A 25525-nucleotide genomic window follows, 5' to 3' on the forward strand; every position below is an offset into this window, starting at 1 on the left:
GCGAACGCCGGCGGTCGCGCGCATCTCTCCTACCAGTTACCAGTCCCAGCGGTCACGCCGCCGCGGCGCGTCCCACGGCGCGGATCGGCGGGCTGCCGGGCGCCGGGGCGACGCGCGCCAGTGCTGCCAGCGCTCGTGCTCGCGCGGGGAGCGCCCCACCATGAAGAGGCGGACGAGGAAGAGCCCGGCGACGAACCCCCCGAGGTGCGCGAAGAACGCGACGCCGCCGCTGCGCATGCCGATCGAGCCGAGCCCGTTCAGCAGGTTCACCACGAAGTACTGGAGGATGACAAGCCACGCCGGCAGCTCCAGGAACAGGCCGAAGATGAACCACAGAAGAAAGATCGGGTTCAGCACCGTGATCGGCGAGCGCGGGTAGAGCGACGCGTACGCGGCCAGCACGCCCGAGATGGCGCCCGAGGCGCCCACCATGGGGATCATCGATCCGGGATCGATCACGATCTGGGCGCCCGCGGCGGCGATCCCGGACAGCGCATAGAACGCCGCGTAGCGGAGGCTGCCCAGCGCATCCTCGACGTTGTCGCCGAAGATCCAGAGGAACAGCATGTTCCCCCCGAGGTGGGCCCACCCGGTCGGGTCGTGCATGAACATGCTGCTGAAGACGGTCCACCAGGCGTCGGTTGGCTCCTCCAGCAGCTGCACCGGGACGAGGCCCCACACGGAGAGCAGCCGGTCGGGCGGGAACCCGGCCGAGATCATCGACCGCATCCAGAAGAAGCCGAGGAGGTTGAGCGCGATCAGCAGGTAGTTGACGATCGGCACCTTGCGGGTGGGCAGTTGGTCTCGGAGGGGCAGCATCGGATTTACTTAAGCACGCGGGCCCGTGACAGCATCCGTCGGCCTTGATAGACCCGGGGCCCATGCTCGAGGTGCGGCTCCGCGACACGCTGGCCCAGGGGCCTGCCCTGCTCGTTCTGTGGCGACCCGGCGAGGTCCGCATGTCCTGCTGCCCAGGAGCGGCTCCTCGGCACGACCGGCCGCCGCCGTCCTCACCAGTGGACGAAAACTCCTGGCAGATCTAGGTTTCCGCCCGATGAGGGCCCCCGGCGGCCCGCGTCCCCTGCCTCTCCTGCAGCCCAGAATGATGACGGACGACCATGGCTCGTGATCTCTACTCCGTGCTCGGCGTCTCGCGCGATGCGGACGAGGACACCATCAAGAAGGCCTTCCGCAAGCTCGCGATGAAGTACCACCCGGACAAGAGCCCGGGGAAGGCCAACGAGCAGAAGTTCAAGGAGATCAACCAGGCGCACGAGGTGCTGAGCGACAAGACGAAGCGCGCGCTCTACGACGAGTTCGGCGAGGAGAGCCTCTCGCAGAACTTCGATCCCGAGCGCGCCCGCGCCTACCGTCGCTACGCGAACGCCCGGGCTGCGGGTGGGGGCCGCGGCGGCCCCGGCAACTTCGACGTGCAGGAGATCTTCGGCAACGCCGGCGGCGGCCAGGGCGATCTCAGCGACATCCTCGGCGACCTCTTCGGCCGAGGAGGCCGCGGCGGCGCGGGCCGGCGCGCGCAGCCCGCGCGCAGCCGAGGCGGAGACGTCGAGCAGGACCTCACCATCGATTTCGTCTCGGCGGTGCGGGGCACGACGCTCCAGATCCAGCGCGCCGACGATCCGCAGCCGGTGACCGTGCGCGTCCCGCCCGGGGCTGCCGAGGGGAGCCGCCTGCGCATCCGCGGCCAGGGCTCCCCCGGCGTGGGCGGCGGCGAGCCGGGCGATCTGCTGCTGAACATCCACGTCACGCCGCACCCGTTCTTCAAGCGCGAGGGCGACGATCTCCACCTCGATGTGCCTGTCACCCTGGGCGAGGCCTACCGCGGCGAGAAGATCCGCGTCCCCACGCCCGACGGCGAGGTGACGCTCAAGATCCCGGCGCGCACCCAGACCGGCCAGGTGATCCGGCTGCGCGGCAAGGGCATCGCCCGCAAGGCGAAGGAGCCGGGGGATCTCTACGTGAAGTTCGTCGTGCACGTCCCGACCGTCGACGACCCCGAGGTGGCGAAGGCGATCGATCTGCTCGACGGCACGGTGGAGGCGCCTCGCGGCGAGCTCCGGTTCTGAGCGCGGTCGCGGGTCGGCGCGGCCGCGCGTCGGCTCGGGCGAGCGCAGCTCTCGGGTAGACCTGGCATGAAGCGGCCTCTCGCGATCGATCCCCGGCCCCTCCTCGCGGCCGCCATCGCGCTCGCCGCGTGCGCCGCGCCAGCGCCGGCGCCGTCGCGCCCGGCGTCGCGCGCTGCCGGCCTCCCTGCGCCCGCCGCCGTCCGGCCGGCGCCTCCGCCGCGGCGGGCGGACGCGCCGGCGCCCGCCGTCGCACCTCCCGCCGCGCCGCCCGCGCCGGCCTCGCCGCCCGCCTCCTCGGTGGTCCCGCCGGCGGCGCCGAGCGCCGCCTCCGGGGACGCGTCCGCCGCGGCCGGCGCGCTCCAGGCGCCCTCGATCACGATCGATCCGCCCTACAAGCTCGGCCGGCACCTTGTGCCCCGCGGCCAGGCCGAGGCGGCGGAGCGGGATCGCTGGAACGCCGGGGGCAGGGGAGATCCTCCCGCGCCGCCGCCTCCGGCCGAGGGGCACCCGCTGCCGCGGATCATCGTGGACATCGGCAAGGTGAATGGCCCGCTCAAGGCGCGCGAGGTCGAGCGCGTCGCCCGGCGGCACCTCTGGATCCACGTGTACTCGTGCTACCGGCTGCGCGCGTACAGGGACCCGTCGCTCCACGGCAAGACCACCGTGCGGCTCACGGTGAGCCGCGCCGGCAAGGTGACGGGCGCGCGCGCGACCTCGTCCACTCTCTCCGCGCCGGACGTCGTCTCGTGCCTCGCGCAGCGCGCGAGGTCGCTCTCGCTGCCCAGGGCCAGGGCGGGCTCGACCGTCGTCGCCACGATGGAGGTCTATCCGGGCGACGAGCCGGTCGAGCCTCCGCCGTCCGTCCTCGCTCCCGGTCCCGGCGAGCTCCGGCCCGACGCGATCTCGGCCGCCGTGGCCGACGCCTTGCCCGCGTGGCGGAGCTGCTACGAAGCGGCCCTTGCCGGCGCGCCGGCGCTCTGGGGCCGCCTCGCGATCCGCTTTCATGTGACCGACAGCGGCGCCGTCGACGAGGCCTTCGAGGCCGAGTCGCGCTTCCCGGACGAACGGCTCACCCGCTGCGTGCTCCGGCGCGCGCGCGCCCTCACGTTCCCGGCGCCGGAGGGCGGCGACCTGCGCTTTGTGGTGCCGCTTCGTCTTTCGCCCGACCCGCAAAGCCCGCTGCGATAGCTCCTGCGCTCCCCGCGGTGCGAACGCTCACAGCGCATGCACGGCCAAGGCGGTCTCGCAAGCGAAACGCGCCGCAACAAATTGCGCCCCGGGGTCGATGTGCAACTTTACCGTGGGGGAGGAGGCTCAGGTATATGGACAGCGCACCGGGCACCATCGTTGGGGGGAAGTATCTGCTGGAGCGGCAGCTCGTGCGTCCTGGCGCGCGGGTCGCGCGCGACCGAGGCTCGGTCTGGGTCGCGCGCGAGCTGCAGCTGGGCGCGCGCGTCGCCCTGAAGCTCTTCCACCCCGAGGCCGGCGCGACGGGAGATCTCCTCCGGATCGATCGCTGGGTCCGCGCAGCCGCCGGGCTCTCGTCGCGGCACGTGGTGCGCGTGCACGACCACGGCGTCGAGGGCGCGGTGGTCTACCTGGCCATGGACCTGCTCTCCGGCGAGGATCTCGCGACCCGCCTGCTCCGGCGCAGCCGGCTCTCGCTCCAGGAGGCTGCGCGCCTCGCCGCGCAGGCCGGCGAGGCCCTCCAGCGCGCGCACGCGGCGGACTTCCTTCACCAGGGCCTCCGGCCGGAGAGCCTCTTCTTCGTGCTGGACGGCGGCGAGGAGGTCGTGAAGGTGCTCGACCTCGGGCTCCCGAGGGCTGCGCCGCGGCTCGTGGGCGAGGTCGCGGCCGACGTGAGCGCGAGCTCGCTGCACTACCTCAGCCCGGAGCAGATCCGGTCGGAACGTACCCTCGATGCGCAGACCGATCTCTGGTCGCTGGCGGCTGTCCTGTTCCGCGCGTTGACCGGCCAGCTCCCGTTCCCCGGCGACCTCGCCAGCGTTGTGGCCTCGAAGATCCTGCTCGCACCGCCGCCCGCGGCGACGCAGCTCGTGCCGAGCCTGCCTGCCGGGCTGGACGGCTTCTTCGAGAAGGCGTTCGCGCGCGACCTCGCGCGGCGCTTCCGGTCGATCGACGAGATGGTGGAGTCGCTCGTCCGGATCGCCGACCTCGCGCCGCCTCCCTCGTCCGGCGTGCTGCGCCCGCCCCCGCCGGTGCGCGTCCCCTGGGTCCCTTCGGCGCGGCCGCTGGCCGCGCTGTCCGCGGAGGTGGCCGCGTCCGGCGTTGCGGCGCGGGCGGAGCCTGGCACCGAGCCACCGAGCGCGGGCCGGAGGGCGGCCCCGGTCACGCAGCTCAGCGCGGAGAGCGCCGAGGTCGTGCGCGGGCTCGACGGGCTGTCTGCGCGCGCGGGGTGGGTCATCCCGGCCGGCCTCGTCGCGCTGCTCGGCGTGGCGGTGTTCGCGACGACCGCTCGGCTGGATCGGCCCAGGCTGACGACGGCTGCGACCGGCGCCGCGACGGCTGTGCTCTCGGCCTCCCTCGCCCGCCGCGTCGAGGCGCTGCCCGCCGCCCCCGAGGTGGCCTCCTCCGCGCTCTTCCGTCGAGCGCCGCTCGCCTCTCCCCAGCGCAGCGCCCACGTACCGCCGAGCGCCGCGCCGCCGCGTCCTGCGCGGCCGCGCTCCTCTGCGGAGGCCGCCCCCGGCGGGCCGCGCTAGAGCACCAATCATGTTGAAACCCGGAGAAATTTCACAGGGAGGCGGGGAGGCGGGGAGGAAGAAAAAGAAGAATCTCTTCCTCTCGCCGTCTCTCGCTCCCCGCCTCCCCGCCTCCCTGTGAAATTTCTGCTTTTTTTCGGGGTTTCAACCCGTTTGTTGCTCTAGGCGCTCCGGGCAGCGTCGTCCTCGGCTGCGGCCTTCTCGGCTGCGGCCTTCTTCTCCTCGGCGATGTCGCGCGCCTTGCGCGCCTCGTGCGCCGCGCGGATGGCCGACAGCGGGCCGCGCGCGTCGCGGTGCGTCCGTTCGGCTTCCGCTCCGGGCTCGCTTCCGTTCGCGATGCGCGCGCCGGTCATCACCTCGAAGTACCCGGATTCGCTCCAGACGGCGCCGAGCGTGTGCGCGACCTCCGCGCCCTCCTGCCCGAAGTACCCGATCGCGCCGCCGTAGACCCACCGTGGCCCGACCTCGAGGCTGCGGCTGATGGCGCTCGCGCGCGCTGCCGGCTGGCCCACGGCGCTGCCGCCTGCGAGGGCGGCGCGCAGCGCCTCGACGGGCGACGCGTCGCCGGGGCGCGGCCCGGCCGACGGATCGCGCTCGACGTGGACGAGCGTCTCCCCCGAGGTCCCCGCGATGGTGAGCCCCGGCGCGAACGGCGACTCGGCGAAGTCGACGAAGTAGAGGTGCGTCGACGGCGCGAGCACCCGCAGCGCGCGGTACACGTCGAAGGGATCTGCGCCCCGGAGCGGCGCCCGGAACCTGCGGGCGAGCACGACCTCCGTCGCCTCGCCGGCCGTGATGCGCTGGCGCGCGGCGGCCACCTGCGCCGCGTAGCGCTCGTCGCTCACCGGCGTCTCGAGGTGCTCCGGCAGGGCCTCCGGATCGAGCGCGGGCAGGCTCTGCTGCTCGGGCCCGTGCGCCATCTCCCACGCGCAGCGGTTCACCGCGCCCTGCGATCGGCCGGCGAGGGTCATCGTCTGCGCCACGCTGTCGAACACGACCACGGTCGCGTCCTTCAGCACCCGTCCGAGGTACATCTCCTCGGGCCACGGCTCGATGCCCATGAGCTGGTGCACCGTGTCGTACGAGAGGAAGCCGACCCACGCCTGGCAGACGCGGGCTGCCAGATCGCTCGGCGGGCCCGACGCTGCCGGTGGGCCGAGCCCCTCGGCCAGCGTCGCGAACGGGTCGAACCCGCTCGGGAGGAGGCTCTCGGTGCGCGCCCGGTATCCCAGGATCGCGTAGCGGCCCCAGCGTTCACCGGAGACGGCGGACTCGAGCATGAACGATGATCGGCCCGGCGACTGGGCGCGGAGCGCGGCGTAGGCGCGGACCGGTGTGATGTGATCGGCCGGGAGGGTGCGGGTCACGACGGAGCTCATCGCGGCCGAGCCTACACGACGTTGCGCCGCCCGGCGAAGGAGGGCAAGGTACCCGGAGGAACACGGTGCGAAGCGCGATCGCCCTCTCCTCTGTCCTCTGCCTGGCCGCTTGCGGCGGCGCTCAGCCCGCCGCGGCGGACGCGCGCACCACCGTCGTCTCGCTGCAGAAGATCGACTGTGAGGCGTGCGGCGCCGAGCTCGTCGCGGATCTCCGCGAGCGCCCCGGCGTCTACGCGGCCACCTTCAACAAGCGCCGCGCCGAGATCGCCGTGACGGCGTCGAGCTCGTTCGACGTCGCCGGCGCCGTGAAGCGGCTCGCCGCCGACGAGGGGTTCGAGGCGGTGATCGGCGGCGGCAAGGGTCAGTACCTCGGCTGGGCGACGTTCCCCGAGGGCGCGGACGCCCGGACGATCGCCGACGGTGGCGCGGACGTCCCCGATCTCGGCGTCCACATCGCCTTGGGCAAGGTCACGGTCATCGACTTCGCGGCGAGCTGGTGCCTGCCCTGCCGCAAGCTGGACGCGCACATGGCCGAGGTGCTCGAGGCTCGCCGGGACGTCGCCTACCGCAAGCTCGACATCGTCGACTGGGACACCCCGCTCGCCCGGCGCTACCTGAAGCAGGCCTCGAAGCTGCCTTACGTGATCGTCTACGACCCGACCGGCGCACAGGTGGACGCGTTCGTGGGCCTCGAGATCGACAGGCTCGACGCGGCGATCGAGCGCGGCGCGCGGCGTTGACACGGCGTGGATCTGCGCGCCTGCCCGGGCGTGCGGGTCGGCGGAGGGCGGAGAGCCGCGCGTGGCGGCTCCGGCATCGCCCCTCGCGGATCAGTAGTGGCCGAAGAGGTCCTGGATTCGCGACTCGAGCGCGACGGCGATCTTGTAGAGCGACGAGATGGACGCCGACGACTCGGCGCGCTCGATCTGCGAGAGCAGCGACACGCTGAGCCCTGTGCGGCGCGCCATCTGCTTGAGCGTCAGGTCCTTGTCCTTGCGGAGGTTCCTGATCGTGTCGCCGATGACGCGGTGGAGCTGCTCTTCGGGGGTCCGCGCGAGGCCCTTCTTGCGCATGACGCGGGCGAGCACCTCGCGGAACTCGTCCACGTTGAACGGCTTCTTGATGTAGTCGACCGCGTCGAGCTTCATGGACGCGACGGCGCTCTCGAGGTTGGGGAAGCCGGTGAAGATGACGACGGCGATGTCGTTGTCGACCTTGCGGATGCGCTTGAGCACCTCGATGCCATCGAGCTTCGGCATCATCAGGTCGAGGATGATGAGGTGGTAGCCGCCCGCGCGGACCTCGTCTTCCACGGTCGTCGGATCGCCCAGCGTCTTGACCTGATAGCCGTCGCGCTCGAGCAGCGTCTGCATGTAGTCACAGATCGCCCGGTCGTCGTCGACGATCAGAATGCGTACAGCGGGAAGCTCAATTGCCACCTGTTCCTCCTCTCACGTACGACCGCCGAAGTCGGTCGCTCTTGTCTCACGAGCGACCGCCGAAGCCGGTCGCTCTTGTCCGTTCTGGAAGGGGCCGCACAGGCGGTCCCTGACTCCACGTTGCACGAGCAGGGGCGAGGCCCTGACCGGCGCCCCAGGCACCTCGCTCTCTGCTTCCTATCGGCAACATCGGGATTCCAGTGACACTTTAACACGACCTGAGCAAGGTGGAGACGGGAGTTTTTTCTTGCGCTCCACCGATTCTTGGCTTCGTGAAACGTCCGGGGCGCCGGATAGGCGCCCAACGGCCGTGTTTCCGGCCATTTCCCGCCATTTGTCCGGGCTGTGGTGTGCCGTCGTTCGGGGGAGCGGGGGCTGCGCCGGTCGGGTCCTGATTTATTTCGTCTTGACAGGAGGCTCGCTCTTGGCGATGTTGCGCGCCCGCTGTTCAGCGGGCGTTGCTTCGCGGCAGCGTACGGGGCGTAGCGCAGCCTGGTAGCGCACTCGGTTCGGGACCGAGGAGTCGGAGGTTCAAATCCTCTCGCCCCGACTCATTTCTTCGCATGTTGGCAGGTAGAATCGCCGCGGGACGGCCCTTGCCGTCCTCGCTGGCGTCCCTGTCGTTGATGCCCGACAGGAGCCCTTCGCCGAGGCGTTCGCTCGGCGTGCGCCAGGACCACGGAGGTCCCTGCTCGCCGCGAGAACGCCGGTCCGAGGCGCTCGTTCGGTAGGCGGTAAGTCCGAGGAGGCCCTCCGCCCCGGACGACCTGGAGCCCCGCCGCTAGCCCGTGCGCCCGGCCAGGTTGGCGATCACCGCCGCGAGCTCCGACGCCTCGATCGGCTTGGGAACATGCGACTGGAATCCGGCCAGGAGCGCCCGCGTCCGGTCCTGGGCGCTCGCGTACGCGGTCAGCGCCGCGGCCGGGATGCGCCCGCCCTGCTCGGGGCTCTGCGCGCGCAGCCGCCGGATCAGGCTGTAGCCGTCCTCGCCGGGCATCCCGAGATCGCTCAGGATCACGTCGGGCTTCTCGCGCGCGATCGCCGATAGCGCCTCCTCGACCGTCGCCACCGCCGTGATGGTCGCCCCCTTGCGCTCCAGCACCGTCGTCACGAGCTCCCGCGCGTCCGGCTCGTCGTCGACCATCAGCACGCGGACGCCCTGGAGCGTCGGCTCCGTATCGGCGGCCAGGTGGCTCAGCCCGTCGGCCTTCCGGAGCGCCGCGATGGCCCCCCGCGGCGCCAGCGGGATGTCCACCACGAACGTCGCGCCCTTGCCCTCGCCCCCGCTCTCCGCCTTCACGGTGCCGCCGTGGAGCTCGATCAGGTGCCGGGCGATCGCCAGGCCGAGCCCGAGCCCGCTGTGCGGCCGCGTGCTCGTGCTGTCGGCCTGCCGGAAGCGATCGAACACGTACGGCAGGAACTCCGGGACGATGCCCTGGCCTGTGTCGCTCACCTGGATGCGCGCCAGGCCCTCGGCCTTGCCGAGCTGGATCGAGACCTTGCCGCCGCGCGGCGTGAACTTGATCGCGTTCGACAGGAGGTTCCACACCACCTGCTGCAGCCGGGTCTGGTCGCCCGAGATCGGCCCCGCGTTCGGGTCGAGCTGCACGACGAGCTCGATCCCCTTGGCGTCCGCGCCGTGGCGGACCGCGTCCATGGCCGCGTTGATGATCGGCGGCAGATCCACCAGCATCACGTCGAGCCGCAGCTTGCCGGTGATGATGCGGGAGGCGTCGAGGAGGTCCTCGACGAGCTGCGCCTGGAGCGTGCCGTTGCGCTCGATCGCCTCGAGCGCGCGGACGTGCGTGTCCGGCTTCAGCGAGCCCTGCCGGAGCATGCGCGCCCAGCCGAGGATCGCGGTGAGCGGGGTCCTGAGCTCGTGGGAGAGCGTGGCGAGGAACTCGTCCTTGGCGCGGTTGACCTGCTGCGACTCGCGGTAGAGCTGGGCGTTGTCGAGCGCGAGCGCCGCGAAGTTGCAGAGCTCCTCGGCGAGCGCGAGATCGTCGACGCCGTAGCGCCGGCTCGACTCGGTCGAGAGCAGCGTGATCGCGCCGCGCGTCCGGCCGCGGGCGCGCAGCGGGACGATCATCGCCGAGCGGACGCCGAGCTCCCGGAGCAGCGCGAGGTAGACCGGATCGTGCGCGCCCGACCAGGCCTCGTTGCCGGGCTGGAGCGACGAGGCCCGCTGCCACGCCATGCCGTCGACGTCCGGGAGCAGCATCGACTCGCCGCACCGGAGCACCGCGTGCACCGCGCGCGGCACCTCGGGATCGGTCGGGTAGCGGACCGACAGGTCCTTCCCCAGCGAGAGCTTCGCGCTGCTCGCGTGCACGGCCGCGAGCCGGCTCAGCGAGCCGTCCGGCTCGACGATGTCCACCACCGTGGCCTCGGCGATGTGCGGCACCGCGAGGCGCGCGACGTTGGACAGGGTCGTGTCGTACTCGAGGCCCGACAGCGCGAGCTGCCGGCTCGCCTCGCCGATGAAGTAGCGCCGCTTGTCGGCGAGCCGCTTCTCGGTCACGTCGCGGAAGACGAGCACCAGCCCGACGAGGTCGCCCTCGTCGCTCCGGATCGGCGCGCCGTTCGAGTCGATCGCGAGCTCCGAGCCGTCCCTGCGCAGGAGCAGCGTCGTGTCGTCGAGCCCGATGATCCCGCCGTGGCGCAGCACCTCGGTGACCGGGTTGTCGAGATCGTCGCGCGTCTGCTCGGAGATGACCCGGAAGACCTCGGACAGCCGGCGATCCCTCGCCTCGTCGAGCGTCCATCCCGTCAGCGTCTCGGCCACGGCGTTCATGAAGTCGATCCGGCCCGAGCCGTCGGTCGAGATCACCGCGTCGCCGATGCTCTTCAGCGTCGTCGAGAACTTGGTCCTGCTGACGCGCAGATCCGCCTCGAGCTGCTTGAACTGGGTGATGTCGGCGAAGATGGAGACCGCGCCGAGCATGTCGCCGTCCGGCGAGAAGAGCGGCGCGCAGCTGCCGAGCAGCATCCCGAGCGTGCCGTCGAAGCGCTGGAAGTGGACCTCCTCGGCGGGGACGGTCTCCCTGAGCGTGAGGCACCGCGCCATCGACCAGTCCTCGGCGGCGAACGGCCGGCCGTCGGGGTGGAACGCGCGGTAGCGCCCCCACCCCTCGACGTTCTCGGCGGTGGCGCTGCCGGCCCAGATCCGCTCCGAGGCGCGGTTCTGGAGGGTCAGCTTGCCCTGGTTGTCGGAGACGATGATGCCGTGCGGGCTCTCGCTGAGGAGCGCGTCGAGCAGCCCGCGCTCGTGCTGCGTGATCGCGCGGAGCCGCTCGACCTCGCGGCGCAGCGCCTCGAGCTCGGTGTCGATCGGCGGCACCGACGCGGCGAGGGGCGTGAGCTCGAACGAGGCGCTCGCGGTCGGGTCGAGGCTCGCGATCGCGCGATCGATCTCGACGACCGCCGGGCCGAGGAGCCGTCGCTGCTCGGCGGTCGAGGCCGCTTCGTAAAGCAATGCCCTGGCCTGAGCGAGCGCCGTGACGATCGGGATGTCCGAACGTTCGGGCATAGCGTCAAGGGATCCCACGGCCGCCGGTCGCGAACAAGATGCTAGGCGGGCGACCTGACACGGAAACTACGTTGCCGGACGCGGACTTCTTGCTGGACGGACTCTTCCGGTGTGCCGGGGTACGGTCGCGGGCTCTTGGGGTGTGCCGGGGTACGGCTGCGGCCCTGGAGGGCGGCGCGGGCGGACCCCGGCGGGGTCGAGCGCCGCGACGGTCAGCTGCGCGCCGCCTGGATCAGCTGCGCGCCGCCTGGATCTGCTTCACGAGCTCGGGCACGGTCGCGAAGAGGTCGGCGACCAGGCCGTAGTCGGCCACCTGGAAGATCGGCGCGTCGGCGTCCTTGTTGATCGCCACGATGACCTTCGACCCTTTCATCCCGGCGAGGTGCTGGATGGCGCCCGAGATGCCGATGGCGAAGTAGAGCGACGGCGCGACGACCTTGCCCGTCTGTCCGACCTGCAGGTCGCTGGCGGCGTAGCCGGCGTCGCATGCGGCGCGGCTCGCGCCGACGGCGGCGCCGAGGACGTCGGCGAGCGGGTCGAGGATCTCGTTGAAGCGCTCCTTCAGGGCGCGGCCGCCGGAGACGACGACCTTGGCCTCGGCGAGCTCGGGGCGCTCGCTCTTCACCTGGTCGAAGGAGACGAACTCCACGCGCTCCGCGGCGGCGCTCGGCGGGACGACCGCGACCTGCTCGATCGGCGATTTCGACCCGGCGGGCTCCGCGGCGGCGAACGCGCTCTGCCGGACGCTCACGACCTGGACCTGGGTCGTGACGGTGCAGATCCCGTACGCGTTGCCGGCGTACATCGGGCGCTTGTACTTGAGCGTCGAGCCCTCGGCGAGGAGCTCGGAGATGTCGCTCGCGAAGCCTGCCGAGAGCCGCGCTGCCACGCGCGGGAGCAGGTCCTTGCCGTAGGCGCTCGCGGTGCCCACGACGACCGCGTATCCCTTGGCGGCCGACGCGACGGTCGGCACGTAGCGCTCTGCGACGTAGTCCTTGAGCGCGCTCGACTCGGCGACGAGCACCTTGGCCGCGCCGAGCGTCGCCGCTTCCGCGGCCGCCTCGCCGAGGGCGTCGCCGATCACGAGGATCGCGTACGTCCCGCCGAGCGCCGCGGCCGCTTGCCTGGCGAACGTGACCGCGGAGTGCGTCGTCTTCTTCAGCTTTCCATCGGCGGCCTCGGCCACCACGAGAACGTCAGCCATGAATCCCTCCTGCACCTCGTCGACTCGTGTCGGTTCATCCCCGCGCGCGCGGGGGCCACGACCTGTTTTCGCCGTCCGTCAGAGGACCTTCGCCTCGTCCTTGAGGCGCGTGACGAGCTCACCGACGTCTTTCACCTTGATGCCTGCCTTGCGCGCCGGGGGCGCCTGGAACGCCTGGTACTGGACCTTGAGCGTCGGGTCGGCGGCGAGCTCGGCGAGCTTCACCTCGACGAGGGGCTTCTTCTTGGCGGCCATGATCGCGGGGAGCGCCGCGAAGCGCACGCCGTCGTTGTACTTGAACGCGGGCGCGGTCTTCATCGAGTAGACGCTGGTCGGCGCGACGATGCGGAGGTCGACCGTGACCACGGCCGGCAGGCGCACGCGGAGCGTGGCGACGCCGCCGTCGACCTCGCGGCCGACGAGCAGCGCGCCCTTTTCTTCCTTGAGGGTCGCGGCGAAGGTGGCGAGCGGCCAGTCGAGCAGCTCGGCGAGGATCTGGCCGACCTGGTTCGAGTCGCCGTCGACGGCCTGCTTGCCCATGAGCACGACGTCCGGCTTCTCGCGCTCGACGAGCGTCTTGAGGGCGCGGGCCACGAGGTCGCCGTCGAGCTTGTCGTCGGTGACATCGACGCGGAAGGCCTTATCGGCGCCGGTCGCGAGGGCGGCGCGGAGGGTCTGCTCGGTCTCCTTGGGCCCGAAGGTGACGACGACGACCTCGCCCGCGCGCACCTTCGGCGCCTTGCCGTCCTCGGTCAGGCGCAGCGCCGCTTCCAGGGCGTACTCGTCGAACGGGTTCGGCTTCCACTCGAGCCCGGTCGTCTCGATTTTGTCCCCTGAAGGAGGGATCTTCACCTTGTTCGCGTTATCCGGATCGGCGACGCGCTTGAGCGGAACGAGGATCTTCACGGCTCGGTTGGCTCCTGTGGCTGTGGGGGTAACGCAGAGCGTAGTCCGCCCGGGCAGGGGCGCGCCATACACGACAGACGGGCCGGCGGACCCGAGCGTGGATCCGGCGAGCCCGACTGAAATAACGCGCCCGAGGCGGAGGAAATCGGTCATGGCAGCGCCGACGTGGTGCGTCAAGCAGGCGTGGTGGTTCTGTCGGCATGGAGGCGACCCGTTGTGAGGCGCCTCGCGGCGGCGAGGGGCGCGACGGATGCGAACCGTTGAGAGGGGGCTGGCGGCGGGGGGCGTGACGGATGCGAACCGTTGAGAGGGGGCTGGCGGCGGGGGGTCGCGACGGTTGCGAACCGTTGAGAGGGGGCTGGCGGCGGGGGGCGTGACGGACGCGAACCGTTGAGAGGGGGCTGGCGGCGGGGGGCGTGACGGACGCGAACCGTTGAGAGGGGGCTGGCGGCGGGGGGCGTGACGGTTGCGAACCGTTGAGAGGGGGCTGGCGGCGGGGGGTCGCGACGGATCGAGTCCGTCAGGAGGGGCTGAAGGCGGGGGGTCGTGACGGATCGAGTCCGTCAGGAGGGGCTGAAGGCGGGGGGTCGTGACGGATCGAGTCCGTCAGGAGGGGCTGGCGGCGGGGGCTGCCACGTCAATCCACCCCGGCCACGGGCGCTTCCTCGTCGATCGCGGGCTCGCCCGCGCCGCCGTCTGCCGGCGGGGCGCCGTCGGCCGCGTCGGTCTCCTTGCCGCCCGAGCGCCGGCGCTCGGCCTTGCCCGCCTCCCGCTGCAGCGGCGCGAGCAGGCGGCGCGTCGTCTCCGTGTCGGCTTCCTCGAGCTCCAGCATCTGAAGCACGGTGCGCACCACCTTGATCCAGCGGTTGCGTGCCCTGAGCTGACCGCCGCGCGACTCGGTCGCTCCCGGCTGGTCCTGCGCCTCCAGGTGGACGCGCTGCGCGTCCAGCTTGCCGAGCTCGTCGCCCGCGGCGAACCACGCCTGCACCGCCTTGAGCAGGTTGCCCCCCGGCGTCGGCAGCGCCTTGAGCGCCGCCTTCGACTCCGGCGTCAGCCGGTCGCGCGCGAGCTTCACCTCGCCCGCCTCATCGCTGTAGCTCGCCGAGATGAACTTGAGCCCATCGGCGAAGAGCTGATCGCGGAGATCGAGGTAGATCGCGGCGTCCTCGGGATCGTCGGCCAGATCGGCGAAGCCGGTGAGCACCGCGTGGGCGCCGCGGGCCTTGCGATCATGGATCTGATCGAACACGACCTGCTTTTGCTGGATGCCGGTGAGCTCGTCATTCGCCTTCTTCTGCCGGCGGTGCGACTTCAAGATACCGTCGTGCGCGGCCTCGATATCGTCGATGAGCGGAGCGCACCGCTTCAGCGACGCGAGGCGCGGCCTTTCGCGCTCCGGGTCGAGCCAAGCGGCCGTGATCTGGACCATCTGACGAGGAGAGAGGTCTTTGAGCGCCATGGTGCCTCCTTGGTCTTCCTCCGGCGACGATCGCCGGGGAACGCACCCTCGGTGAGGCTTTCAGGTCGGGCGCTGTCCGTGAAGGCCATTCGCGCGACGCGAACGTGCCCTCGCTACCAGCTCTGCGGCAGTTTTTCGGCCGGCTTGAACCGAGGCCGCCCGGCGCCGCCCTCCAGCCGCCCTCCTGCCTCGCAGGCGAGGACACGACAAGCAGCTTTTCGACCTTGGACCTGGTGATGCTCGGTAACGGTTGAACGCGGTGGGCGCCCTACGGCGGTTCGCTCGGCGGCGGCGCATCGACGTCGCTCGCCCGCAGATCGCCCCTTAGCCGCCTTCGCAGCTGCTCGTCCATGCGCAGCGCGTACTTCTCGTGCACGCCGAGCGCCGCGGCGACCTTGGCCCAGGAGAGGTCCTGCCAGTACCGGAGCTCGATGAGGCGCGCCTCCCGCTCGTCGAGGCCGCGGAGCGCCGTCCTGAGCGCCTCGAGGGCCTGGGTGCGCGCCATCGCGTCCTCGGGGTGCGCCCTGAGCCGCTCGCCGGCATCCGCGACGAAGCGCGCGAAGACGAGCGCGCGACACTGGTCCTTGAGCTGGTTCAATACGTCGGTGTCGTCGTCACCGAACGGATCGCCGGCGTCGCGCATCGACTCGGCCGCAGCGAGCGCGGCGTCGAGGCCGGCGCGCCGGAAAGACGCCTCGCGGGTGAGCAGCCGGAGGACGGCGCCGGCGACCCGCTTCCATGCGTAGACGCCGAACGGGACGCCGCGCGCGGCATCGTATCCGGGGCTCGCTTCGAGGAGCGCCTGATAGGCCGTCTGCTCGCAGTCCTCCAGGCCCTGTCGCGTCCGCACGCCATAAACCCGCGCGGTCGTCCGCGCGACGTGGCGGGCCATGGGCAGCGCCTCCAGCACGCGCTCCCGATCGAGGGGATGTGGAGACGGACGCTGGCTGCCTGTCACCGCCGCCCACCGAAGGTCCCGTCGCCCGGCTCCGGCACCGCCTCGCCCTCGCCCGCTCCCTCACGGGCCACCGTGCCGCTCTCGGACAGGACGGGGTGCCGCGCCCGCAAGCGATCGTCGAGCGCCGCCGCCGCCGGGTGCGTCGTGATGAAGACCGTGAGAAACCTGCGATAGTCCTCGATCTCCTCGGGGGAGAGCGCCCGGAGGTACGGGCCGAGCGCGTCGGCGAGAACGACCTCCAGGAGGGGATCCGCGTCGCCTGTCAGGTCCAGGTCGTCGTGGTCGGCAGCGTCGTGCGTCATGGTGACCTCGCGCAGGGGAGCCCGGGTGCGGTGCGGCGCCCCTTCTATCTCGAAATCACCCCCGGCGGGCCGGTTCGGACAAGGAAAGCGACGTGACAGGATTGTTTGTCGCGCCACCCGGAGGCGCTGCGGCGTCGGGCGCGGGCCGGGGCCTTGCGCCCGCGCGCTCGGCGGCTGGCAACTCCTTGAAACGACGTTGCTTTCCGACAATCGACAGCGCCGGTGCGCTTTCTTTGTCCGAGCCGGCCCGGTGCTCGTGATTTCCTTCTCAGGAGACCCTGCTGGTGGCACGCCTCACGTCAGACAGCTCCGGGCCCGCCGGCGACGCCGTGGATGCGCTGGAGGGGACACCGTACCGGGCGCTCCGGGCGCTCGGGCGCGGGGGCATGGGGGAGGTCATCGAGGCGGAGCACCGCGCCCTCGGGAAGCGGGTGGTGGTGAAGCTGGTCCGCCGCGCGCTCGCGGGGGATCCACGGTTCGCGGACCGGCTGCGGGTCGAGGCGCAGGCGCTCGCGGTGATCGCGTCGCCGCACGTGGTGGCGGTGATGGATCTCGGAACGACGCCGGGAGGCCGCGCGTATCTCGTGATGGAGCGGCTCGAAGGGGGGACGCTGAGGGAGGAGCTCGAGCGGCGCGGCCCGCTGCCGGTGGCCGAGGCGATCGAGGTCACGCGGCAGGTGCTGGCCGGGCTTTCGGCGGCGCACCGGGTCGGGATCGTGCACCGCGACGTGAAGGTCGACAACGTGTTCCTGTGCGCGCCTGGGGCGGCGGCGCCTGGGGCGGCGCGCGTCGTGAAGGTGCTCGACTTCGGGGTCGCGAAGGTGCTCGACGCCGGCGTTGCCCGGACGGGGCCGGGGGCAGCGCCGCCGCGATTCCTCGGCGGGCCGGCGTATCCGACCGAGGCGGGATTGCTCGTCGGGACCCCCAGGACGGCCTCGCCGGAGCAGGCGCGATGTCAGCCGGTCGACGCGCGGACCGACGTGTATGCCGTCGGGTTGCTGATGTATACGCTCCTTGTGGGGCACGGTCCGTTCGCTCATGTCGAGGACGCGCTGGAGGTGCTGCGGGCGCACGTGGGGGAAGCGCCGTCGCCGCCGTCGCGGCATGCGGCGCAGGTGATCCCGCGGGGGCTGGACGGTGCCTTGATGAAGGCGCTGGCGAAGCTGCCGGAGGAGCGCTTCCAGAGCGCCGAGGCGTTCGCGGAGGAGCTCGGGCGGATCGGGGGCGGGGTGGGGGTGGGGGTGGAGGAAGAGTGCGCGGCGGGGCCTGGGGCGGGGGCGGGGGGACCCGGGGGAGGCGGGCGGATGCTGGGGGCGACGGGCGGGGGAGGGAAGGCGGAGGCCGCGTGGGAGCCGGAGATCGGGGCGTGGTTCGAAGCGACGCCGTGCGGCAGCCGAGGCGGGGCGAGAGCTGGGGGGCGCGTGGCGGCGGGCGCGGGGGAGGGAGCGGCGCCGGCGCCGGTGGACGCGCGGCTGTTCGCGGTGCTGACGCTGGCGAGCACGGTGGTGTTCTCGACGCTGGCGGCGGTGGTGCTGCGCGGGCTGGGAGCGTGGTGATGGGGCGGGGACCGCTGCAGGCCGGCGACGTGTTCCTGGACTACCGGATCACGGAGCTGATCGACGCGGGCGGGATGGGGGAGGTGTACCGAGCGGTGGAGGACTACTCGGAGGATGTCGTGGCGATCAAGTGCATGTCGCCACGGCACGTGAGGAGAGAGGACTTCGCGAGGCGGTTCCGGCAGGAGTGCAAGTTCTACCCGAAGCTGAAGCACCCGAACATCGTGAGGATGAGGAAGGCCGGGGTGTCGCCAGAGCACGTGGCGTACATCGTGATGGATTACCTCGAGGGTCGTACGCTGAGGAAGCTGCTGACCAAGGCGTACCGACTCGATTTTTTGAGCGCGATGCACGTGATGCTGCAGGTGGCGGACGCGATGACGTTCGTGCACTCGAAGGGGATATGGCACCGTGATTTGAAGCCCGAGAACATCATGGTGGGGACGAAGGCGGACGCGAAAGGGCACGTGTGGCTCCTGGACTTCGGGATAGCGAAGTTCGCGGACGGCGGAATGAACACGGACGACCTGCCAGACGTGGGGACGGTGAGGTACATCTCTCCGGAGCAGGTGAAGCAGCTGTACGGGGCGTCGAAGAAGGCGGAGCGCGCGAAGCCTGACGGGCGTACGGACATCTACGCGTTCGGGGCGATCTTCTACGAGGTGCTGACGGGCAAGCACCTGTTCCTGGACGACAGCGAGCCGGCGACGGCGGAGGAGACGCTGACGGGGCACCTTGTTGCGGCGCCGGAGCCAGTGCACGAGATCGTGCCGGATTGCCCTGAGTTCGTGTGGCCCGTGGTGTCGCGCTGCATCGCGATCGACGTGGAAGAGCGGTACGCGAAGTTCGACGAGGTGGCGCGAGATCTGCGGTCGCTGCTGAGAGACACGGTGCCGGCAGGACACGTGCTGGCGCGGCGGCTGGCGCAGGAGCGGATCAAGGCGGAGCGGGAGGCGGCGTTCGCGGGGGTGGAGCTGGAGGACAGCGCGCCGGTGAGCGGGAGCGGAGGAGAGGCGGCGGAGGGGGAGGGGGAGACGGAGGAGGCGCGGGCGCGCGGCGAGAGCGAGGGGGGCGGGATGGCGCGGTCGAGCGAGGAAGAAGAGGGAGCGAAGAGGGGGCGGCGGGTGGCGCACGGGGAGACGGCGCCGCTGGCGCATTTCATGGCGCCCGTGAGCGCGCTGCCGTTCGCGCCGGCGTCGAGGGCGCCGGCGCGCTCGCTGCGGGGGCTCGGCGTGGGGTACACGGAGCCGCTGCCGTCGACGTTGCCGTCGCTGAGGGCGCGGGAGGCCGCGGGGCCGGCGAGGACGGGGCGGGAAGCAACCGCGGTGCTGGGGGGGGCGTGGGCGGAAGGGACGGCGCAGCGAGGAGGGCTGCCGCCGCCGGAGGTGAGGGCGCAGGCGTATGCGGGGCCGCCGCCGCTGCCGCCGGAGGTGAGGGCGCAGGCGTATGCGGGGCCGCCGCCGCCGCCGGAGGTGAGGGCGCAGTCGTACGCGGGGCCGCCGCCGCCGCCGGAGGTGAGGGCGCAGGCGTATGCGGGGCCGCCGCCGCCCGTGATGGAGACGCAGCACGCAGCGCCACCGCAGTCGCTCTGGCGAGAGGCGCCGCCGCTGCGGGAGGTTGCAGTGCAGTACGTGACGCCGCCGTTGCCGGTGACGCAGCGAGAGGCGCCGTTGCCGGAGGTTGCGTCGCCGTACGTGACGCCGGAGCTGCGCGAGGTTGCGGCGCAGTACGTAACGCCGCCGTTCCCATCGTCGGTGACGGAGGCGCCGCGAGCGGCATCGGCGCCGCTGCCGGTCGCCGGGCCGCCGACGGCGCCGAGCTCGTTGACGGCACCGAGCGCTCGACCGCCGAAGCCGTTGCGGAGCGAGACGCCGAGGCTGCCGACGGTGATGATCGCACCGCCGCGGCGGGCGATGCGCGCGTACGTGCTGGCGCCGCTTGTGGCGCTGGGGATCACGGTGGTGGGCGTGGGGGCTGCGCTGGGTCTCCGAGCGATGAGCGGCGCGGCGTCGGCGCCGGCGATAGGAGAGCCGGCGGCCAGCGCGGCGCCGGCCGAGAGCGTGACGGCGAGCGCGACGTCGGCGAAGGTCGCGCCCGCGCCGCCGCCCACGGCTGTATCCGCGGCGCCCGCGCCGGAGGCGCCCGCGCCGGAGGCGCCCGCGCCGGAGGCGCCCGCGCCGGAGACGACGGCGAGCGCTGCGGCGGTGAGCCCGGCCGAGGCGGCTGCGGAAGCCGGAGCCCCTGCGAAGGCCGAGGCGGCCGCGGAAGCGGAGGCATCTCCGAAGGAGCAGCTGGCGGCGCCGGCGAGGCCGTTGCCGGTGAGGACCGCCCCGGCGGAGACGGAGGACGAGGAGGACATCTACCCGATGCCGAAGCGGCAGAAGCCGTCGTTCCTGCGGGTGCTGTCCGAGGAGAAGAAGAAGGCGGCGCCGGCACCGAAGGCGGCGCCGGCGAACCAAGGGGGCGCGAAGCCAGCGGGCCCGTGCCCGGCCGTCGGGTGCAGGCCGTTCTAGTCGCTGATGGAGAGAGGTCTTGGATATGGGCAGCAACAAGGACAGCGACGACATCCGGCAGTACCTGCCGGACCTGGAGAGCATCCAGCGCGAGGCGGATCCGGCGGTGGCGGAGCGGAAGCTGCAGCAGGCCCTCGACAACCCGGAGCTGGACCGAGCGCTGTCCGAGATGCAGCACCAGAAGGCGGCAGGGCAGCCGCTGTTCCAGTTCCCGGTGGTGCCGGCACTTCCCAAGGGGCAGGCGGGGCCGCAGGGGGCAGGGCTGCCGCAGGGGGCAGGGCCGCCGCAGCGAGCGGTGCCGCCGCCGCTGCCGGTGATGGAGACGCAGCGGTCGGTGATGCCGCCGCTGCCGGTGATGGAGACGCAGCGCTCGGTGACGCGGCAGGGCGCGGCGCCGCAGCACGGACCGATGATGCCGCAGGGAGCGGTGACGCAGCAGGGCGCGGTGATGCCGCAGCACGTCGGGGTGATGCCGCCGGGCGGGGCGCCGCAGCAGCGCGCGTCGGCGCCGCCCGGAGCGATGGCGCCGCAGCAGCGCGCGTCGGCGCCGTCCGGTGCGCCGGTGCCGCTGTACGGTGGTGCGGCGGCGCCGGTGTACGGCGGTGCGGCGGCGCCGGTGTACGGCGGTGCGGCGGCGGTGCATGGAGCGGCGGTGTCGCGTGGTGCCGTGGTTGGGCCGAGCGCAGCGGTGCAGCAGGGCGCGCCGGCGTCGCAGGGAGCGATGGCGCCGAGCCAGTGGGCAGACCGGGGGCTGCCGCCGATCGACAAGGCGCTGCTGCCGTCGTCGTTGCTGCCAGTGACGCCACCGCCCGTGACCCCACAGAAGCCGCCGGCCGATGCGCAGGCGACCGCCGAGGGTCGGTGGAGGATGCGGTGGTGGGTCGTGGCGCTCGCGCTGCTCGCGCTGAGCATGCCATTCGTGACGCTGGCGCTCGTGCGACGACAGGCGCCGCCGGAAGAGAAGGAGCCAGCGCCGCGGTCGAGCGGGGCGCCGGCGCGGAGCGCGGTGGCGCCGCCGGTGGCCTCGGAGCGGCCGCCGCCGGAGGAGGTCGAGCCAAGCCTTGACGATGTCGTGACCGAGAGCGACCCGCCTGCGCCGCAGGCGCCTGCGCGGCCTGCGCCAGCGGCGCCGCGTCCGCCGCAGGCGCCGGTCGCGCCGGTGCCGGCCGACAAGCCGCTCGCTGATGACGTGATGGAGTGAAATCGCGTGGAGCTATGACGATGAACTGCCGACCCCTTGCTCTGTTGCTCACTGCGGCGACCGTGATCGCCGCCCCTGACATCGCCGCCGCGCAGCCTGCGGCGCCGCGGGAAGCCGCTGCCAGCGCCGATGCGGCGGCGCGCGCCGATGCATCGTATCGGCGCGGCCTGCGCCTGTACTCGGACGGAAAATACGTGGAGGCGGAGTCGGAGCTTCAGTCGGCGTGGGAGCTGAGCCCGACGTTCGACGTGGCGTACAATCTCGGGAACACGAAGTACCAGCTGAAGAAGCACAGGGAAGCAGCGCAGTACCTGTCGCATGCGCTGCGGCACTGGCCGTTGATGAAAGCGGCGGCGAAGCTGAAGCCGACGGCGGAGAAGCGGCTGGCGGAGTCGCGAGCGCAGGTGGGAGCGCTCGTGGTGACAGTGGGCGTGGTGGGGGCGGAGGTGGTGGTGGACGGCAAGGCTGTGGGGAAGGCGCCGCTGGAAGGAGAGGTGTTTGTCGAAGCCGGCGAGCACCGGGTGGAGGCGAGGCTGGAGGGGTATGCGCCGGCAAGCGAGACGGTGAAGGTCGCCAAGGGAGGGACGGCGGCAGCGGCGCTGGCGCTGGTGCCGGTGAAGAGCGAGGCGCAGGAGGCGGCGCCGGGCGCGAGGGCGGCCGAGGGGGGGCGCGCGCCGGGCGCGGGGGCCGGTGCGCCTGCCGCGGAGATGCCGCCGGCGGAGCCGGCGTATCCGGGGCCGGAGCCGCAAAAGCGGAGCTGGGTGCCGGTGATCGCGCTGGGGGCGGCGAGCGCGGTGGGGCTCGGCGTGGGTATCGGGACGACGGTCGCGTCGAACGCTGCGAGCGATGACGCCCACAAGCAGAGCGCTGCGATCATTCAGGGCCGCGGACAGTGCGTGAAGCCGGCGTCAGCGTGGGTTGGGCCGTGCGAGCAGGTCCGGAACGACGCGACTCGTGCCGACACGTTGGGCAACGTCGCACGAGTGGCGTTCATCGCGTCGGGCGCATTCGCGATCGCTGCGGCAACGTACGTTCTATGGCCCAAGCCGAAGCGCTCCGAATCTGCCGTTGCGCTGCCCGTGGTGCACTCGGATGGCGCGGGGATCGCAGTGATGGGGGCGTGGTGATGGAGCTCCGGAAGGCAAGGCACATGCGGAACATGCGCAGAACAGTCGGCGGGTTGGCGTTCGTCTTGGCGGTCAGCGGTTGCGATAGCTTCTGGAGCCATCTGGCGGAAGACTGCGGGCTCCTGGTCACCTGCGATCACTTTTATCCGTCAGGCACGGGAGGGGGTACGCCGAACCCCGAGTGCGATGCGGACCCGAGGCAGGACGCGGGCGCGGTGATAGACGAGTGCGCGGTGTTCGTGAGCGCGAGCGCGGAGGCGGGCGGAGATGGGACGAAGGCGAAGCCGTACGCGTCGCTCGGGGAGGCGGTAGCGAACGCGGGCGGTAAGCGGGTGCTGGCGTGCACGAGCGGAGCGTTCGAGGAGAGCGTGACGATCGAGGCGGGGCTGGAGGTGATCGGGGGCTTCGACTGCGAGGAGGAGTGGACGTGGAGCGAAGAGGCGCGGAGCGCGATCGAGGCGCCTGCAAATCAGATCGCGCTCACGCTGGGGGAAGGTGCGAGCGGGGCGAAGGTGCGGAGCTTTTCGGTGCGTGCGGAGAGCGCGACGGAGGCGGGCGGGTCGTCGATCGGCGTGGCGGTGGCGGACGTCGAGGCGGAACTGGCGCAGGTGGATGTGACCGCGGGCGATGGGATGGCCGGCGCGAAAGGCGAGACACCGACGGAGGCGTCGCAGGCGGGGGCGAGCGCGTCGGAGGTGGTGTCGGATGCGTGCGAGGTCGTCTTCGGCGGCGAGCCCGGCGTGACGATGTGCCAGGACGGCGAGACGCGCGGCGGCGCCGGTGGACTCGGCGGGACCAAGGGTGCCGACGAGGGCAACGGGCAGAAGGGTGCGGATGGTGCGCCGTTGCCGGAGCCGAACCCGAACAACAAGGGCCTCGGAGGTACCGGACAGGCGGATGCGTCCGGCGAATGCAGGCGCGGGGAAGACGGCAAAAGTGGTGATACCGGCAGTGCCGGTGAGGCCGGCAGCGGCACGCAGCTGACGCTGGCCGGCGTCGTTGGCGGTGACGGCGATAGCGGAACATCTGGGAAGCGAGGTCAAGGGGGAGGAGGCGGCGGAGGCGCGAAAGCAGGGCTGTTCTGCGGGCCCGTCGCGAACCCGGTGGATGGCCCCGGCGCCAACGGCGGCGGAGGCGGAGCCGGCGGCTGCGGAGGCAAGGGCGGCGGTGGCGGGAAGGCGGGCGGGTCAAGCATCGGGATCGTGAGCCTGGGGACGAAGCTGGTGCTGAGGGAGGTGACCATCGCGGTGGGCAAGGCAGGCAACGGCGGAGATGGAGTGGTCGGACAGAGCGGAGCAAACGGCGGGGCCGGCGGCCCTGGCGGAGATGCATCGGGAGTGTCCCCCTCGATCCGTGGCTGCGATGGCGGACGAGGCGGTCAAGGCGGAGCGGGCGGCCCTGGCGCCGGCGGTCGAGGCGGCCACGCGGTGGGGATCGCCTACGCTGCGGCGCCGAGCGCAGCCGTGGAGCTGGCAAACTTCATCGCGGGCACAGCCGGCGCCGCGGGCAGCACGGCGCAGGGCGGGATCGCCGGCGAAACAGGTACGAGCGGAGAATGCTGGGACTTCACCGTCAATGCGAGCTGCGGGCAGTGAGGAGTGAAGTGTCGTTGCGGTGGTAATTCCGCAGCGCTCAACGGAATGCAATCGGTCGGTGAGCGCGCGCTGTGATCCGTGAGCAGCTGAGCTGAAGGAGACAACAAGAAATGGTTGGACGCCCTCCGCGCGTGGGTGGTAGGGAGTGGTTTGTCGCGGAGACGCGGCACGGTGGGCTGCCCGGCGCTTACAACCTCGCCACCACAGCGTGGAGTGCCCAAGGCGCGGGCAGATGGACCGGAGATCTGCTGACCCCTTCTGTGTCGGGCCGCGAGTACGGATATTATCCGACGGTCGCTGAAGGCAGCCCAGCAGCAGATCGCTTTTGCCTTCTGCGAGAGCCGTTGGCCTTGGCCGCAGTCTGGTGGACGCGTCGCAGGGCAGCGGCGAGAGCCGCCGGCGAGCAGGAGACCCCTCCCGTCCCGCGCGCAGCGCGGGGCGTGGGAGGGGCGGACCGCGCGCAGGCCCGAAGGGCCGAGCACGGGCCGGGGGTGGGCATCCTTGTATTCCTCTCTGTTCTCCTCTGCGCCCCAGCGCGAGATGCGCGATGCGAGGAGCTTGGTCCGTCGTCCGACGTGCGGCCACGGAAGTACCAAGAAGCGGAGGCGGAGCTTCAATCAGCGTGGGAGCTGAGTCCGACGTTCGACGAGGCGTACAACCTCGGGAACGCGAAGTACCAGCTGAAGAAGCACAGGGAAGCAGCGCAGTACGTGTCGTATGCGCTGCGGCACTGGTCGCTGATGAAAGCGGCGGCGATGCTGAAGCCGACGGCGGAGAAGCGGCTGGCGGAGTCGCGAGCGCAGGTGGGAGCGCTCGTGGTGACAGCGGGCGTGGTGGGGGCGGAGGTGGTGGTGGACGGCAAGGCTGTGGGGAAGGCGCCGCGGGAAGGAGAGGTGTTTGTCGACGCCGGCGAGCACCGGGTGGAGGCGCGCTTGGAGGGGTACGCGCCGGCGAGCCAGACGGTGAAGGTCGCCAAGGGAGGGACGGCGGCAGCGGCGCTGGCGCTGGTGCCGGTGAAGAGCGAGGCGCAGGAGGCGGCGCCGGGCGCGAGGGCGGCCGAGGGGGGGCGCGCGCCGGGCGCGGGGGCCGGTGCGCCTGCCGCGGAGATGCCGCCGGCGGAGCCGGCGTATCCGGGGCCGGAGCCGCAAAAGCGGAGCTGGGTGCCGGTGATCGCGCTGGGGGCGGCGAGCGCGGTGGGGCTCGGCGTGGGGGTGGGGATGACGGTGGCGTCCCGCAACGCGCGTAGCGAGGCGGATGCACAGCGCGCGGCGATTATGTCACGCGGTCCTGGATGCGTTCATGCGCCGAGCGACGTCGCGAGCGCCTGCGGCGCTTTCGAGGACAGTACGAGCCGCGCCGGAACACTGGGGACAGGCGCGATTGTGGCCTACGCCGCGTCCGGTGCGCTGGCCACCGGTGCGTTGGTCTACGCGCTGTGGCCTCGCTCGACCGTGTCGGGCACCTCGGTTGGTATGCGCCCAACCGCTTCCCTGGCGGCGGATGAGACGATGCTCGGTGTCGTCGGTGTGTGGTGAGCGGTGACGGCAAGGAAA

19 protein-coding genes and 1 tRNA gene are annotated in these 25525 nt (G+C 72.0%); 11 read left to right on the plus strand and 9 right to left on the minus strand.

Features of this window, described 5'->3' with window-relative positions:
* Positions 1-36: 36 nt before the first annotated feature.
* Complete coding sequence (locus tag WMF36_RS03490) at positions 37-819, minus strand: rhomboid family intramembrane serine protease (RefSeq protein ID WP_437578170.1); 783 nt, start codon at positions 817-819, stop codon at positions 37-39.
* 299 nt (positions 820-1118) lie between these two features.
* Between WMF36_RS03490 and WMF36_RS03495 the strand changes: the two genes are divergently transcribed.
* From WMF36_RS03495 to WMF36_RS03505, 3 genes are all read left to right on the plus strand, one after another.
* Positions 1119-2084, plus strand: coding sequence for a DnaJ C-terminal domain-containing protein (locus tag WMF36_RS03495; RefSeq protein ID WP_437578171.1), 966 nt, complete (start codon positions 1119-1121; stop codon positions 2082-2084).
* A 66-nt stretch (positions 2085-2150) separates the two neighbouring features.
* Complete coding sequence (locus tag WMF36_RS03500; protein WP_437578172.1) at positions 2151-3272, plus strand: AgmX/PglI C-terminal domain-containing protein; 1122 nt, start codon at positions 2151-2153, stop codon at positions 3270-3272.
* A 134-nt stretch (positions 3273-3406) separates the two neighbouring features.
* A complete protein-coding gene (locus tag WMF36_RS03505; protein WP_437578173.1) occupies positions 3407-4804 on the plus strand; it encodes a serine/threonine-protein kinase in 1398 nt (465 codons plus the stop codon).
* Between the two features lie 161 nt (positions 4805-4965).
* Here the strand turns inward: WMF36_RS03505 and WMF36_RS03510 are convergent, their stop codons facing one another.
* Positions 4966-6183, minus strand: coding sequence for a chorismate-binding protein (locus WMF36_RS03510; protein WP_437578174.1), 1218 nt, complete (start codon positions 6181-6183; stop codon positions 4966-4968).
* Positions 6184-6248: 65 nt separating this feature from the next.
* Here WMF36_RS03510 and WMF36_RS03515 point away from each other — a divergent pair, with 65 nt between their 5' ends.
* Positions 6249-6923: a TlpA family protein disulfide reductase gene (locus tag WMF36_RS03515; protein WP_437578175.1), complete on the plus strand. Its 675-nt coding sequence runs from the start codon at positions 6249-6251 to the stop codon at positions 6921-6923.
* 90 nt (positions 6924-7013) lie between these two features.
* On the opposite strand, the gene WMF36_RS03520 is transcribed toward WMF36_RS03515, so the two are convergent.
* Entirely contained in the window at positions 7014-7622 is a 609-nt protein-coding gene (locus tag WMF36_RS03520; protein ID WP_436625099.1) for a response regulator, read from the minus strand.
* 476 nt (positions 7623-8098) lie between these two features.
* Between WMF36_RS03520 and WMF36_RS03525 the strand changes: the two genes are divergently transcribed.
* A tRNA-Pro gene (locus tag WMF36_RS03525) sits at positions 8099-8172 on the plus strand.
* Positions 8173-8403: 231 nt separating this feature from the next.
* Here WMF36_RS03525 and WMF36_RS03530 read toward each other — a convergent pair.
* From WMF36_RS03530 to WMF36_RS03555, 6 genes are all read right to left on the minus strand, one after another.
* Positions 8404-11151: an ATP-binding protein gene (locus WMF36_RS03530; RefSeq protein WP_437578176.1), complete on the minus strand. Its 2748-nt coding sequence runs from the start codon at positions 11149-11151 to the stop codon at positions 8404-8406.
* 232 nt (positions 11152-11383) lie between these two features.
* Positions 11384-12355 carry an electron transfer flavoprotein subunit alpha/FixB family protein gene (locus tag WMF36_RS03535; protein WP_437578177.1) on the minus strand — a complete coding sequence of 324 codons (972 nt, stop codon included), beginning with the start codon at positions 12353-12355 and terminating at the stop codon, positions 11384-11386.
* A 78-nt stretch (positions 12356-12433) separates the two neighbouring features.
* On the minus strand, positions 12434-13261 hold the full coding sequence (locus WMF36_RS03540; RefSeq protein WP_437578178.1) for an electron transfer flavoprotein subunit beta/FixA family protein: 828 nt from the start codon (positions 13259-13261) through the stop codon (positions 12434-12436).
* A gap of 637 nt (positions 13262-13898) precedes the next feature.
* Positions 13899-14720, minus strand: coding sequence for a hypothetical protein (locus WMF36_RS03545; protein ID WP_437578179.1), 822 nt, complete (start codon positions 14718-14720; stop codon positions 13899-13901).
* Positions 14721-14988: 268 nt separating this feature from the next.
* The gene (locus WMF36_RS03550; RefSeq protein ID WP_437486486.1) at positions 14989-15612 is read right to left on the minus strand and encodes a sigma-70 family RNA polymerase sigma factor; all 624 of its coding nucleotides are present in this window, start codon (positions 15610-15612) and stop codon (positions 14989-14991) included.
* 62 nt (positions 15613-15674) lie between these two features.
* Positions 15675-15980 (minus strand): hypothetical protein, encoded by a 306-nt coding sequence (locus tag WMF36_RS03555; protein WP_437578180.1) that lies wholly within the window; start codon positions 15978-15980, stop codon positions 15675-15677.
* Between the two features lie 284 nt (positions 15981-16264).
* Here WMF36_RS03555 and WMF36_RS03560 point away from each other — a divergent pair, with 284 nt between their 5' ends.
* From WMF36_RS03560 to WMF36_RS03585, 6 genes are all read left to right on the plus strand, one after another.
* Positions 16265-17536: a serine/threonine-protein kinase gene (locus WMF36_RS03560; RefSeq protein WP_437578181.1), complete on the plus strand. Its 1272-nt coding sequence runs from the start codon at positions 16265-16267 to the stop codon at positions 17534-17536.
* Positions 17536-20049, plus strand: coding sequence for a protein kinase domain-containing protein (locus WMF36_RS03565; protein ID WP_437578182.1), 2514 nt, complete (start codon positions 17536-17538; stop codon positions 20047-20049). The genes WMF36_RS03560 and WMF36_RS03565 overlap by 1 nt, the downstream gene beginning before the upstream one ends.
* 25 nt (positions 20050-20074) lie before the next feature.
* Positions 20075-21250 carry a hypothetical protein gene (locus tag WMF36_RS03570; protein WP_437578183.1) on the plus strand — a complete coding sequence of 392 codons (1176 nt, stop codon included), beginning with the start codon at positions 20075-20077 and terminating at the stop codon, positions 21248-21250.
* Between the two features lie 62 nt (positions 21251-21312).
* A complete protein-coding gene (locus WMF36_RS03575) occupies positions 21313-22377 on the plus strand; it encodes a PEGA domain-containing protein (protein ID WP_437578184.1) in 1065 nt (354 codons plus the stop codon).
* A 32-nt stretch (positions 22378-22409) separates the two neighbouring features.
* The gene (locus tag WMF36_RS03580; protein WP_437578185.1) at positions 22410-23972 is read left to right on the plus strand and encodes a hypothetical protein; all 1563 of its coding nucleotides are present in this window, start codon (positions 22410-22412) and stop codon (positions 23970-23972) included.
* 710 nt (positions 23973-24682) lie between these two features.
* Positions 24683-25507 (plus strand): PEGA domain-containing protein, encoded by an 825-nt coding sequence (locus WMF36_RS03585; protein ID WP_437578186.1) that lies wholly within the window; start codon positions 24683-24685, stop codon positions 25505-25507.
* Positions 25508-25525 lie beyond the last annotated feature (18 nt).

Source organism: Sorangium sp. So ce887 (genome assembly GCF_051521455.1).
GTDB lineage: Bacteria > Myxococcota_A > Polyangia > Polyangiales > Polyangiaceae > Sorangium.

What these genes read in the sequence shown, in the direction of transcription:
- WMF36_RS03490 (WP_437578170.1), bottom strand. Translation starts at nt 819, where the DNA reads ATGCTGCCCCTCCGAGACCAACTGCCCACCCGCAAGGTGCCGATCGTC.
- WMF36_RS03495 (WP_437578171.1), top strand. Translation starts at nt 1,119, where the DNA reads ATGGCTCGTGATCTCTACTCCGTGCTCGGCGTCTCGCGCGATGCGGAC.
- WMF36_RS03500 (WP_437578172.1), top strand. Translation starts at nt 2,151, where the DNA reads ATGAAGCGGCCTCTCGCGATCGATCCCCGGCCCCTCCTCGCGGCCGCC.
- WMF36_RS03505 (WP_437578173.1), top strand. Translation starts at nt 3,407, where the DNA reads ATGGACAGCGCACCGGGCACCATCGTTGGGGGGAAGTATCTGCTGGAG.
- WMF36_RS03510 (WP_437578174.1), bottom strand. Translation starts at nt 6,183, where the DNA reads ATGAGCTCCGTCGTGACCCGCACCCTCCCGGCCGATCACATCACACCG.
- WMF36_RS03530 (WP_437578176.1), bottom strand. Translation starts at nt 11,151, where the DNA reads ATGCCCGAACGTTCGGACATCCCGATCGTCACGGCGCTCGCTCAGGCC.
- WMF36_RS03535 (WP_437578177.1), bottom strand. Translation starts at nt 12,355, where the DNA reads ATGGCTGACGTTCTCGTGGTGGCCGAGGCCGCCGATGGAAAGCTGAAG.
- WMF36_RS03545 (WP_437578179.1), bottom strand. Translation starts at nt 14,720, where the DNA reads ATGGCGCTCAAAGACCTCTCTCCTCGTCAGATGGTCCAGATCACGGCC.
- WMF36_RS03550 (WP_437486486.1), bottom strand. Translation starts at nt 15,612, where the DNA reads ATGGCCCGCCACGTCGCGCGGACGACCGCGCGGGTTTATGGCGTGCGG.
- WMF36_RS03555 (WP_437578180.1), bottom strand. Translation starts at nt 15,980, where the DNA reads ATGACGCACGACGCTGCCGACCACGACGACCTGGACCTGACAGGCGAC.
- WMF36_RS03565 (WP_437578182.1), top strand. Translation starts at nt 17,536, where the DNA reads ATGGGGCGGGGACCGCTGCAGGCCGGCGACGTGTTCCTGGACTACCGG.
- WMF36_RS03570 (WP_437578183.1), top strand. Translation starts at nt 20,075, where the DNA reads ATGGGCAGCAACAAGGACAGCGACGACATCCGGCAGTACCTGCCGGAC.
- WMF36_RS03580 (WP_437578185.1), top strand. Translation starts at nt 22,410, where the DNA reads ATGCGCAGAACAGTCGGCGGGTTGGCGTTCGTCTTGGCGGTCAGCGGT.